Source organism: Streptomyces sp. MnatMP-M17, assembly GCF_900091995.1.
Taxonomy (GTDB): Bacteria; Actinomycetota; Actinomycetes; order Streptomycetales; family Streptomycetaceae; genus Streptomyces.
Genome location: NZ_FMDK01000160.1, coordinates 1 through 11,204 on the forward strand (window position 1 = coordinate 1; position 11,204 = coordinate 11,204).

Annotated in this window: 11 protein-coding genes and 2 pseudogenes; 9 read left to right on the forward strand and 4 right to left on the reverse strand. The window is 67.5% G+C overall.

The window, feature by feature from the left end:
• From GA0115259_RS08225 to GA0115259_RS08240, 4 genes are all read left to right on the forward strand, one after another.
• Nucleotides 1-1,102 (forward strand): extracellular solute-binding protein (locus GA0115259_RS08225; protein WP_107469148.1); only part of this gene is annotated, 1,102 nt, incomplete at its 5' end.
• Complete coding sequence (locus GA0115259_RS08230) at nt 1,099-2,055, forward strand: carbohydrate ABC transporter permease (protein ID WP_093593060.1); 957 nt, start codon at nt 1,099-1,101, stop codon at nt 2,053-2,055. The genes GA0115259_RS08225 and GA0115259_RS08230, both read left to right, overlap by 4 nt.
• A 50-nt stretch (nt 2,056-2,105) precedes the next feature.
• Nucleotides 2,106-2,903, forward strand: coding sequence for a carbohydrate ABC transporter permease (locus tag GA0115259_RS08235; protein ID WP_093593087.1), 798 nt, complete (start codon nt 2,106-2,108; stop codon nt 2,901-2,903).
• Between the two features lie 105 nt (nt 2,904-3,008).
• Complete coding sequence (locus GA0115259_RS08240; RefSeq protein ID WP_093593063.1) at nt 3,009-4,532, forward strand: arabinosylfuranosidase ArfA; 1,524 nt, start codon at nt 3,009-3,011, stop codon at nt 4,530-4,532.
• A gap of 707 nt (nt 4,533-5,239) precedes the next feature.
• Here GA0115259_RS08240 and GA0115259_RS08245 read toward each other — a convergent pair.
• Together GA0115259_RS08245 and GA0115259_RS08260 are read right to left on the reverse strand one after the other, a co-directional pair.
• Nucleotides 5,240-6,026, reverse strand: a pseudogene (locus GA0115259_RS08245) (tyrosine-type recombinase/integrase); the annotation flags it as partial.
• 624 nt (nt 6,027-6,650) lie between these two features.
• Nucleotides 6,651-7,049: a hypothetical protein gene (locus GA0115259_RS08260; protein ID WP_093593070.1), complete on the reverse strand. Its 399-nt coding sequence runs from the start codon at nt 7,047-7,049 to the stop codon at nt 6,651-6,653.
• A gap of 72 nt (nt 7,050-7,121) precedes the next feature.
• Here GA0115259_RS08260 and GA0115259_RS40085 point away from each other — a divergent pair, with 72 nt between their 5' ends.
• The 4 genes from GA0115259_RS40085 (at nt 7,122) to GA0115259_RS08275 (ending at nt 8,710) form a co-directional block, all read left to right on the forward strand.
• The gene (locus tag GA0115259_RS40085) at nt 7,122-7,262 is read left to right on the forward strand and encodes a hypothetical protein (protein ID WP_161230322.1); all 141 of its coding nucleotides are present in this window, start codon (nt 7,122-7,124) and stop codon (nt 7,260-7,262) included.
• A gap of 14 nt (nt 7,263-7,276) precedes the next feature.
• Complete coding sequence (locus GA0115259_RS08265; protein ID WP_093593073.1) at nt 7,277-7,921, forward strand: C39 family peptidase; 645 nt, start codon at nt 7,277-7,279, stop codon at nt 7,919-7,921.
• Nucleotides 7,922-8,063: 142 nt separating this feature from the next.
• The gene (locus GA0115259_RS08270) at nt 8,064-8,312 is read left to right on the forward strand and encodes a type II toxin-antitoxin system CcdA family antitoxin (protein WP_093593076.1); all 249 of its coding nucleotides are present in this window, start codon (nt 8,064-8,066) and stop codon (nt 8,310-8,312) included.
• On the forward strand, nt 8,309-8,710 hold the full coding sequence (locus tag GA0115259_RS08275) for a PIN domain-containing protein (protein ID WP_093593079.1): 402 nt from the start codon (nt 8,309-8,311) through the stop codon (nt 8,708-8,710). Before GA0115259_RS08270 ends, GA0115259_RS08275 begins: the two co-directional genes overlap by 4 nt.
• 100 nt (nt 8,711-8,810) lie before the next feature.
• Here the strand turns inward: GA0115259_RS08275 and GA0115259_RS41625 are convergent.
• Nucleotides 8,811-9,080, reverse strand: a pseudogene (locus tag GA0115259_RS41625) (site-specific integrase); the annotation flags it as partial.
• Nucleotides 9,081-9,141: 61 nt separating this feature from the next.
• Here GA0115259_RS41625 and GA0115259_RS39560 point away from each other — a divergent pair.
• Nucleotides 9,142-9,564, forward strand: coding sequence for a hypothetical protein (locus tag GA0115259_RS39560; RefSeq protein WP_141716486.1), 423 nt, complete (start codon nt 9,142-9,144; stop codon nt 9,562-9,564).
• 1,008 nt (nt 9,565-10,572) lie between these two features.
• On the opposite strand, the gene GA0115259_RS08295 is transcribed toward GA0115259_RS39560, so the two are convergent.
• The gene (locus tag GA0115259_RS08295) at nt 10,573-11,121 is read right to left on the reverse strand and encodes a dihydrofolate reductase family protein (protein WP_093593082.1); all 549 of its coding nucleotides are present in this window, start codon (nt 11,119-11,121) and stop codon (nt 10,573-10,575) included.
• Nucleotides 11,122-11,204 lie beyond the last annotated feature (83 nt).

Consider the following 11,204-nt stretch of genomic DNA (forward strand, 5'->3'; position numbering starts at 1 on the left):
CCAGGGGGCCCCGCCGTACTACACCAAGCTCGGTATGGCGGGCGCCGGCGGGCGCGCTCCCGAGGTGGCCGTACTGCACCTGGCCCGGCTGCCCGGCTTCGCGCCCCGGCGGCTGCTCGACCCGTTCGACCTCGGCATGCTCGCCGACGACGGCATCTCGGCCGAGGACTTCCCCGAGGATCTCTGGCGGCGTGGCACGGTCGACGGCAGGCAGTACGCCGTCCCGCTCGACACCCACCCGTCGGTGCTCTACCACAACACCGAAATCTGCGAGAAGGCCGGACTCCTCGGCAGCGACGGAAAGCTCAAACCCATCCAGGGGGTGAAGGAATTCACCGACGCCCTGCGTGCCGCCAGGAAGGTCACCGGGCAGCCGGGGCTGGTCACGGAGACGCTCGGCAGCAACACCACCGGGCCCTGGCAGCTCTTCGCGACCTTCTACTCGCAGACCGGCGGGTCGATCCTGTCCCCCGGCGCCGACCGGATCACCATCGACGACGCCAAGGCGCTCGAAGTCCTCACCTTCATGCGGGCGTTGACGGCCGAAGGGCTGGCGGTGCGCCGGGTCGACTACAACGGTGGCATCGGTGTGTTCAGCGCCGGCAGGACCGGTTTCCTCATCAACGGCGAGTGGGAGGTCAGCACCTTCAAGACCACCGGACTCCCCTTCTCCATGAGCCGGATACCCAATCTTTTCGGCCGCGCCAGCGTCTTCGCCGACTCCCACACCTTCGTACTGCCGCACCAGAGCGGCCGTGGCGGAGCGAGCAACGCGGCGGCCCACTCCTTCGTCGCCTGGATGCTCAGACACAGCGTCGACTGGGCCAAGGGCGGCCACGTACCCGCCTATCTGCCCACCCTTGAGGAGCCCGGCTATCTGGGGCTCCGGCCGCAGTCCGCGTACCGGTCCGTCATCGACGAGGTCGCCCTCGACCCCGAAGCCTGGTTCTCCGGCTCCGCCTCCGCGCTGGAACTCGAACTCGGGGCTGTCTTCTCCGGGGTGCTCACCGGATCACGAACGCCCGAGAACGCACTCTCCGAAACCAGGAAACGGCTCCGGAGACTGATCGACACCCCGCCACCCTTCGGAGCCGCCGTATGACCACGACCGCTCCCGCCGCCGGCACCGCCACGACGCCCGCGGGCGGTCGGCCGGCCGGGGTGAGAGGCGTCCGGCGCCGTTGGACCGAGCACGGACTGGCTTTCATCCTGCCGTTCCTGATCGTCTACGCGTTCTTCCTGGTCTGGCCGCTGCTGTGGGGCGTCAAGATGAGCCTCGGCAACGACGACGTCGCCGGCACCCGCTCCGACTTCATCGGTTTCGACAACTATGCCGAGGCGCTGGGGGACCCCGCTGTCTGGTCCTCGCTGTGGAACACCGTCTGGTTCACCCTTCTCAGCACCGCGCCGCTGGTCGTCATCGGCCTGGTGCTCGCCCTCCTCGCCCACCATCTGCGGGTGGTGAGCTGGCTGTGGCGGCTCAGCTGGTTCGCGCCCTTCGTGCTGCCGTCCGGCGTCGTCTGCCTGATGTGGCTTTGGGTCATCTACCCCTCCGACTTCGGATTCGCCGACCAGCTGCTCGCCGCCATCGGCCTCGACCCCGGCATCGGCTGGCTCACCGACCCCCGTTACGCGATGATCTCCATCGTCATCACCACCATCTGGTGGACCGTCGGCTTCAACTTCCTGCTCTATCTCGCCGCGCTCCAGTCCATTCCCCAGCACCTCTACGAGGCCGCCGAGATCGACGGCGCCGGAGCACGGCACCGTCTGTGGCACATCACCCTGCCCCTGCTGCGCCGCACCACCGCTGTGGTGGCCGTCCTCCAACTGCTCGCCTCGCTGAAGATCTTCGACCAGATCTACATCATGACCAACGGCGGCCCCGACGACTCCACACGCCCGATCCTCCAGTACGTCTACCAGGCCGGCTTCACCAACTACCGGATCGGTTACGCGTCGGCTGTCTCATACATCTTCTTCGCCCTGATCGTGATCGTCTCGCTGATCCAGCTGCGGCTCACCCGCCGCTCCCGTGAGGAGGCCGCGAAGTGAGTACCGTCCCGGAAAGCCGTCGTCCGCGCTGGACGCCGGGCCGGATCTCCATGCTCGTCTGCGCACTCGCGCTCGTCCTGCTGTGGGTGCTGCCACTGGCCTGGGCGCTGGCCACCTCGCTCAAGCCGGAGGCCGAGACGGCGCGGACGCCGCTCAGGTGGATCGGCTCGGAGATCACCTTCGCCGCGTACGAGAGGGTGTGGGAATCGGGCGACCTGGGCCGCTGGCTGTTCAACACGGCCTACATCTCGGTGGTGACGACCGTGCTCACCGTGCTGCTGTGCGCCATGGCCGCTTACGGCTTCTCCCGTACCGAGTTCCGTGGCCGCGGGCTGCTGTACGGGCTTGTCCTCGCCGGGATCATGGTGCCGCCGCAGGTGCTGATGGCCCCGCTCTTCGCCGAGATGGTCTCGCTCGGTCTGGTCGACACGTACTGGGGCGTGATCCTGCCCCAGGTCGCCGCGCCCGCCATGGTCTTCATTCTGGTCAAGTTCTTCGAGGGCGTGCCGCGCGAACTGGAGGAGGCGGCCCATGTGGACGGCGCGGGTCGCTGGCGGGTGTTCTGGCAGATCGTCATGCCGCTCTCCCGCCCCGTCCTCGCCGCCGTCGCGATCTTCACCTTCATCCAGACCTGGAACAACTTCCTCTGGCCGTTCCTCGTCACCACCGACCCCAACGGCATGACACTCCCCGTCGGGCTCGTCAACGTCCAGTCCAGCTACGGCGTCCGCTACGCCCAGATGATGGCCTCGGTCATCATCGGGGGACTGCCGCTGCTCGTCGTCTTCGCCCTGTTCCAGCGGCAGATCGTGCGCGGTGTCGCCCACACGGGCCTCGCCGGCCAGTGAGCCCGCGTGCCGAGCCTCTCCCGCCGGGGCCTCCTCCCCCGCCAGGGCCTCCTTTCCCGCCAGGGCCTCCTCCCCCGCCAGGGCCTCCTCTCCCGAAAGGTACGCATGACCGGCAACGACGCCCCCGCCCGCTTCACCCTCGACCCCGCCTTCGGCGTCGGGACCGTGGATCCACGCCTGTTCGGCTCGTTCGTCGAGCACCTCGGCCGCTGTGTCTACACCGGGATCTTCGAACCGGGACATCCTGCCGCCGACGAGGCCGGGCTGCGGCAGGACGTCCTCGGCCTCGTCCGCGAACTGGGGGTCACCGCGATTCGCTACCCCGGCGGCAACTTCGTCTCCGGCTACAAGTGGGAGGACGGTGTCGGCCCGGTGGAGGACCGGCCACGCCGCCTCGATCTCGCCTGGCGGTCGACCGAGACCAACCGCTTCGGCCTCGGCGAGTTCATCGACTTCGTCACGAAGGCGGGCGGCGAACCGATGATGGCACTCAATCTGGGCACGCGCGGAGTCGCGGAAGCCCTCGAACTGCAGGAGTACGCCAACCACCCCGGCGGCACCGCGCTGTCCGACCGCCGCGTCGCGCACGGCGCCAAGGACCCGTACGGCATCCGGCTGTGGTGCCTGGGCAACGAGCTGGACGGCCCCTGGCAGACCGGCCACAAGACGGCCGAGGAGTACGGGCGGCTGGCCGCCGAGACCGCACGCGCGATGCGGCAGATCGAGCCCGGTGTCGAACTCGTCGCCTGCGGCAGTTCCGGCCGGTCCATGCCCACCTTCGCCGAGTGGGAGGCCACCGTCCTGACGCAGACGTACGACCTCGTCGACCACATCTCGCTGCACGCCTATTACCAGGAGCACGACGGCGACCGCGACTCGTTCCTCGCGTCCGCCGTCGACATGGAGTCGTTCATCGAGAGCGTCGTGGCCACCTGCGACCACATCGGCGCCCGGCTCAAGTCCAAGAAGCGGATCAGCCTCTCCTTCGACGAGTGGAACGTCTGGTACCAGACCCGCCACCACGAGCAGCCGTCCCCCGACTGGGCCGAGGCGCCCAGGCTGCTGGAGGACAACTACACGGTCACCGACGCCGTCGTCTTCGGCTCGCTGCTCATCGCGCTGCTGCGGCACGCCGACCGGGTGAGCATCGCCTGCCTCGCCCAGCTGGTCAATGTGATCGCCCCGATCATGACGGAGCCGGGTGGCCCGGCCTGGAAGCAGACCACGTTCTTCCCCTTCGCGCAGGCGTCGCGGTACGGCCGCGGACGGGTGCTCCAGGTCAATGTCACGGGCCCGGCGCACGAGACCGCACGCTACGGCGAGGTGCCCCTCCTCCACGCCACGGCGACGGTGGACGAAGAGACCGGCGCGGTGACGGTCTTCGCCGTCAACCGGAGTCTGGAGAAAGCACTGCCGCTTGAGGCCGTTCTGCGGGGGGTGGCGGCCGACCGAGTCGTCGGACACAGCGTCCTGGCCGACGAGGACCCCGAGGCCAGTAATACCCTGGCCCATCCCGAGCGGGTCGTACCGCACGAGGGAAAGGGGACGACACTGTCCGACAGCACGCTCCGCGCCACGCTGGAACCGATGTCGTGGAATGTCATCCGTCTGGCCCGACAGGCCAGTTGACCTGCCCAGGAACGTTCAAAGCCGGAGCGGCCGGAGCGGACACACCATTCCCGAGTACGCGAACGCGAACGCGTTCCGCAACGGCACCGCCGTCTTCACCAGCGACGGCGGCTCCGCGCGCAGCCAGCAGCAAGCCGCGGGGCCCATCGACGGTGGTGGTCTCAGATTTGGTCCCGGTTGGCCTGTACGGTCCCCTGCAACCAGGACAGCAGGGTGTCCAACGGGTCTGCGTGATCGACGGTGTCGACGAGCGCCGTCAGGTCAGCCCACAGGCCAGCCCCATCGCAGCCCTTCAGCGCGGTACACCAGGGTCAGAAGCGGTCAATCCAACAGGCTCCAATACAGCTCGCAGACTCAAGTAATCCCTGGTCAGAGCGCTACTTTGCCACTGAGCGCCGTTGATTCCCGAGCTCAGAGCGCGAGTTCGATTCTCGTCACCCGCTCCACGACAAACCCCCCGGTTGATGACCTGGGGGTTATTTGTTGTCTAGACCATCTCGAGGCCGCGTGCCATTCGCGTGCCATAAGGGACCGGTTATCGCGCGGAATTGAGAAGCGCAAGCCCAGGGCAACGTCTCGACGCCCGGCGATCTCATGTCGCGAGACCCATTTCGAGTGACCTGCGCCACACGATGGCCGGATCGTGGATGTCGCGCGGACGTGAAGCGCCGGACCAGCGGGGTGCCGGTCCGGCGCTCGGAGAAGCGTCACGCCTCCCGCGAGACGAGTCCATAGACGTCACGCGGACGAGGAACGAGTGGGTGGACAGTCGCGCCCTCGCCGGCGCCCTCCGCCGCCTTCACCTGCTGACGGCGTACGTCGGTGTCGATGTCGGCGGCAAGCTTGCGCTGATGCTCCTTGGTCGAGTGCCGGTACATCAACTGTGCCTTCTCGGACGACTGGCCCGCGCGGACCATGAGGTCCTTCAGCTTGGCGCCGGTGTCGGCAGCGAGGGTGTTGCCTGTGTGCCGCAGGTCGTAGAAGCGGAAATCCCCGGGCAGGCCGACCGTGTCGCGCGCCCTGCGCCACTTGCGGCCGAAGGTGGTCCCCCGCAGCGCCGCCCCCTTCTCGCCGATGAACACCAGCCCGTCCGGGCCGGGCTGGGCGAACCAGTCCAGGTGCCGCCGCACGTCGACGTGTACGAAGGCCGGCAGCACGATCTCCCGCTTACCCGCACGGGACTTGGGGTCACCGACGACGCGGCGGCCGGTGTTCAACTCGGTTGCGGCACGCCGTACCCACACCGATCCGGCGTCCAGGTCGATGTCGCCCCGCCGCAGCTCGGCCCGTTCCTCCGGGCGCATCGAGGCGAAGGCGCCGAGCAGCACCATCAGGCGCCAGCGCAGCCCGATCACATCGGCCAGGGCGAAGACCTGCGCGACGGTGGCGACGGGGCGCTCGTCCGCCTCCGCACGGCCGACGCCGCGGATCCGGCACGGATTCTTGCGGATCATCGTCCTCGACCGCCGTCTCCCTGATGGCTTTGAGCAGCCGCTTGGGCAGCTTTGCCGCGTCGTCGGCGAGCGGACAGGAGTCGGCTCCTCCGAGGACGGCCCCGACCGTGTCGTCGTCCACGGCGGAGCGACCCAGGTCCGCGGCGTCGCATCCGGCTCCGGCCACGGGCACCTCGTCGGCGGCCTACTCCACTTGAAGCGGCGGAGGCTGAAAACGGAGCGAAGCCACAGCGCCGGTCCCCGGCCCTTACTCAGAACCCGGGGGCGGGAAGGAAGCCTGGCCACCACGGGGGTACGCCGCTGGGACAGTCATATGTGATGTCACTCCAGAAAAGCGAGATGGCGCACCAGGAAAGGCCAAGGAGTACCACCACGAGGGCGAGAGCGTGGAGGAACGGTCGGTTCCCCAGGAGGGCGCCCACCGCCACCCAGCCCAGGAGCAGGACAGCCCAGAGGCATGGGATGAAGAGGAAGAGCAGGAAGGTGCTGTTCGCCGCATTGTTCACTCCAGCGTCGCAGGCGCTCAATGCCCTGCCGAGAAGCATGGCCGTGAGCACCGCAAGAGCCAGCCCCACCACGGTGCCGAGACATCCATGCAGCCGTCGGCTGCCCATACATCCCCCCATAGCCGTCGGCTCCGGAAATACCTCCGCCGCACGGCTCGTCAATGTACCCACTTGCTCAGCAAGCCCTTGGGACAGACCTTGGCACCCCACATAGACAGGGCTGCCGTCGTGTCACTCCCCTTGTCGCGCCCGACCAGTCCGTCGTACCACGCCCACGGTCGCAGCAAGCCCTGGATCATTTTCATGTCGTCGGACCGCGCGTTGCGTGTCAGTTCGTCGTACATGTAACTCTCCACCTGGGAGAACAGGTCCTCACCCTTCTTCAGATCAGGCTTGGGTTCAGGTCCCTTCTTGCAGGTGACCTTCTGCGAGATATTCCCGCCGTCGTTCTTGACGGTGATGGTCATGACTCCGCCGCTGCCGCTGAAGCCGGTGAAGGGTGCGGGCAGCGTGTAGGTCTTCGTGGAGTGGTAGACCCAGGTGCCGTGGGGGCCCATCGTCCGGCGGATCGGCGCGCACGGAGTCTCCCGTGTCGACTCTTCCTGGTCTCTCCCGACGGGCGGACCCCGATGCTGGAGCTCAGCACGGTGCCGGGTCTGTCGCCCAACGGAAATCTCGCAACGATGGCGGCAGCGGCCGGCATCCCGTACGAGGAGCTGATCCTGCGCGTGTTGGACACCGCGTTCACCAAGCCCGCCTACGTGCCGTAGCAGACTGTCGGGCCATGACAGGCTCCCCGTTGATCCGCCGTGTCCCGTACTACTCGCAGTGGGAATCCGCCGCTCTGGTACCCGAGTTCATCACCGGCACCAGAGCGGCGGCCGACGACCCGCTGTGGCCCAAGTCCGGAGCCGACACCCGTGAGGAATACGCCTTCTGGGCCCCGCGCATGTGCGGGATGGCGTGCCTGCGCATGGCACTGGACCACTGGGGACACGAGGTCCCACCCTCGGTACCACTCCTGCGAGGCGCTCTGGAAGCAGGCGCGTACGTAAGGAACGGCGACCAGGTCAAGGGACTGATCTACGCTCCCTTCGCCCACTGGGTCACCCGGCGCTGGAACCTGCACGCCGAGGCCCGGCCCGAGATGACAACCACGGACATCGACACCGAGATCACCCGGGGACATCTGCTCCTGCTCTCGGTCCACAAGACCATCCGGACCCTCGATCCCGCACCGCCCCAGCGCGGCGGACACCTGGTTTTCGCCGTCGGCACCAGCCTCGGGGGAGTCTTTCTGCACAACCCCTCCGGGCTGCCCGGACAGTCCCAGGAATTCCACCACGTCCCCTGGACGGACCTCGACCGGTTCTTCGCCGGGCGCGGAGTCGTCCTGGGCCCCCACGCACAAGGAGCCACCCCGCAGTGATCCCCCTGACCCTCGCCGAGATCACCGAGGCCGTGGGGATAGCCGGAGCGCCACAAGCCTCCCGGGATCATGCGACCTCGACTGTCGAGGTCAGGCGCAGAAAGCCTGGGCCATCCTGTGCATACTCCAGTATGCTTGCCGCATGTCCTCAACGACTCGCATCACCGTCACGCTCCCCAGCGACCAGGTGGCGGAGCTCCGCAAGCTCACGGACAACGTCTCCGGCTATGTGGCGGAAGCCGTGGCCCGCCAGATCCGGCACCAGCTGCTGGGCGAAGACCTTCGCCGCCACGAGGAAGAACAGGGACACTTCAGCGACGAGGAGCTCGCCGAGGCCCACGCGAAGATCTTCGGTTCCGCTGGCTCCATCAAGGGCGCGGACGCCGCGTGAGCGAGCGCATCGAGACCGTCGTCCTCGACTCGGAGGGGCTCTCCGCCTGGATCGCGCAGGACCGCAAGCTCCTCGCGATGCTGCAGATCTTCCACGACATGGGAGCCGACCTGGTGATCGGGGCCAACACCATCGTGGAAGTCAGCCATTCCCGCACCAATATGCCTCGCCTGAACTGGGCCCTGTCCCGTGTCAAGGTGGAGCCGGTCACCGAACAAGCGGCGAAAGCGGCAGCGGAGCTCCTCAAAGGCGCCGGACTGCACGGGCACAAGTACGCCATCGACGCCACGGTCGCCGAGGTCGCACTGCGCCAGCCGAAGCCGGTCGCCCTGCTGACCTCCGACAGCGACGACATGACCAAGCTCTGCGGCAACCAGGTCCGCATCATCCCTCTCTGACCCACCAGCCCACCCGGAGCACGCACCCTTGCAGGGTCCGTTGCACTGCCAGCCCTCGTGCCCCATCCGTGCCCAGCGGTGCGGACAGCAGCGGTCATGTACGACGCTCGGTGTCCGAGTGCTGATGGATGAGCGCGGCCTTCTCCGTGGACTGCCCGGCCCGCACCATCGTGTCCTTAAGCGTCGCGCCCGATCAGGTGGTCAGGGTGTGGCCAGTGTGACGAAGATCGTAGAACCGAAAATCGGCCGGCAGTCCGACCGCGCTACGGGCCTTGCGCCACTTCCGGCCGAAGGTCGAGCGACGGAAAGGCTTGCCCCGCTCGCCCACGAACAACAACCCGCCCGGGGTCTTCTCCGCGTACCAAGCGAGCCAGGCGTGGATCAACATGAGTCGATTGAGAGTGGTGGCGCCCTCCCGTACCTTCTGGAACATGGGAGAGGGACGGGACGTCACCAACAACGTACGTAACGGCGTGAGCGGCCATGTCAACGGGCCCGTGGTCCAGGCTGGATCCATCAACGGCAATGTGATCCTGCCTGCTACGCCGAGCCCAGAGGAGGCAGAGTTACGGGCTCGCTGGGCGGCACGCACGAAACGAATCCTGGACGCCGAAGACGCAGAACGTGCAGCACGCTACGCCCAGTTTCAGAGACAGAGATTCCTCAAGAAGGCACGTCGTGGAATCTACGGGTCTTTCGTATGGATCCTTTTCGGCCTGTTCCTCGTTGTCGGTGGTCACGGATTCAGGGGCGACGGCACGCGAGTGATGTGGGAGTCGATTGGGTGGTTCGACGTGGTGATCGGTTTCGGATTCCTGGCGAAGCACTGGTTGGCTCTTCGACGCTACCGCTGAGTCCCGGATTGATCAGCTGATCAACCGCTGTCCTTCAATACGTCTGACACTTGGCGCCACTCGTGCGCAGTCGAGTGGATCACGTACCGCGGCCCGTCGCAGGAGTGGTCGTGGCGCTTGATCGGCTTGTCCTCGCCGCGTGCTGTGGCCTCTTCTGGCCAGGCGTAACCTCTCGACCCCGTACTGCTCACCGTCATGGGCGCCGCCTTCCACTGGATGGACCGCGACCAAACCCTCCGCGACCTCGACCACCTGGCCCTTCCCGGCGGCGCGGTCGTCCTCGCATCGGGCGGAGCCCCCGGGGACGTCGAACCCGCTCCCTGGCCGGAGATCACCGGTCAAATCCGCACGCGATACCTCGGCCCCCAACGGCGCGCCGGCTCCGGCACCTACGCCCACCCCACGGAACGCCACCAGGACGTCCTCGCGCGATCCCCATTCCCCCACGTCGAAACGGCCCGCTGGGACCGCACCATCACCCGCACTCTCGACCAGGTGGTGGGGCTCCAGTTCTCCTGCAGCTACTCCAGCCCCGCCCAACTCGGCCCGCACAAGGACGCGTTCGAACACGACCTCCGCCAAGCTCTCGCCGACTTCAGCCCCCGAGGGCCGCTTCGAAGAACTGATCCGCACCGAGGCCATCATCGCCACTCGTATCCAAGCAACCGACGCGTGAGGAAGGGCCTCTTGACAGCTCCGAGTCCTGGGGACGCGGCAACCACCGCTGACCCGCAACCCGCAGCAGACTGGCGTACCCCGGCGTGGCCGCGCCGGGGTACGCCCGCGTTGCCGACCGGGGTGTCGGCCGGGACTCCTCGCCGGCAGGTCGCTTGCGAGGAAGAGCAGCGCCGCGCCTTGGCCGCCTTCCTGGACGGCTGGGACGCTGCGGGCGGGACGTGCCGTCTCAGCGCCGTATGGGCCTCCGAAGGCTCAGGAGGCCGTGGGGAACCGGCGCGCCGGGGACAGTGACGCGAGCGGTGAGTGCCGACGCTGAAACGCTTGCGGTGGTCAGTCGGAGGTCGGCTTGTAGGTGAGGATCGTGACGCCGGAGGTGAAGGTGGTGGTGTCGGCGAGTTCTATGCCGGTGACGCTTTCGGGGCGGAACAGCGGTGTGCCCTGGCCCTTGAGGACGGGGTAGATCCAGATCCTGTACTCGTCGAGCACCCCGGCCCTGGCCAGGTGGTCGGTGAGGCGGCCGTTGCCCCAGGTGAGGATGTTGCCGCCGTCCTGTTCCTTGAGCTTGGTGATCTCGGTGGTGAGGTCGTCGCCCGGGACGACGGTAGTGGGGTTCCATGCGGCGGTGTTGACCGGCTGGGAGGTCACCACGTACTTGGTCATGGCGTTGACGTGGTCGGAGTAGGGGTTGCCGCCCATGTTCGGCCAGGCCTGAGCCATGCCCTCGTAGGTGACGCGGCCCAGCAACAGTGCGTCGCAGCCGGTGGTCAGTGCCAGGGCGTAGGCCATGGCGTCCTCGCTGTTGTAGCTCAGGGACCACTCGTGTGGGTTGTCGATGAACCCGTCGAGGGTGGCGTAGGTGGAAGCGATGATCTTTCGCATGGTGTCTCCTGGGAGTGTGCGCGGCTAGGGTCTTTCGTTTGGATCTGGCCGGATCAGGGAGCGCCCGCCGCGGCAGCGGCTGA

Coding starts and splice junctions, on each gene's coding strand:
- GA0115259_RS08230 (WP_093593060.1), top strand. CDS start 1,099: ATGACCACGACCGCTCCCGCCGCCGGCACCGCCACGACGCCCGCGGGC.
- GA0115259_RS08240 (WP_093593063.1), top strand. CDS start 3,009: ATGACCGGCAACGACGCCCCCGCCCGCTTCACCCTCGACCCCGCCTTC.
- GA0115259_RS39560 (WP_141716486.1), top strand. CDS start 9,142: ATGGGAGAGGGACGGGACGTCACCAACAACGTACGTAACGGCGTGAGC.
- GA0115259_RS08265 (WP_093593073.1), top strand. CDS start 7,277: ATGACAGGCTCCCCGTTGATCCGCCGTGTCCCGTACTACTCGCAGTGG.
- GA0115259_RS40085 (WP_161230322.1), top strand. CDS start 7,122: ATGCTGGAGCTCAGCACGGTGCCGGGTCTGTCGCCCAACGGAAATCTC.
- GA0115259_RS08270 (WP_093593076.1), top strand. CDS start 8,064: ATGTCCTCAACGACTCGCATCACCGTCACGCTCCCCAGCGACCAGGTG.
- GA0115259_RS08295 (WP_093593082.1), bottom strand. CDS start 11,121: ATGCGAAAGATCATCGCTTCCACCTACGCCACCCTCGACGGGTTCATC.
- GA0115259_RS08235 (WP_093593087.1), top strand. CDS start 2,106: ATGCTCGTCTGCGCACTCGCGCTCGTCCTGCTGTGGGTGCTGCCACTG.
- GA0115259_RS08260 (WP_093593070.1), bottom strand. CDS start 7,049: ATGGGCCCCCACGGCACCTGGGTCTACCACTCCACGAAGACCTACACG.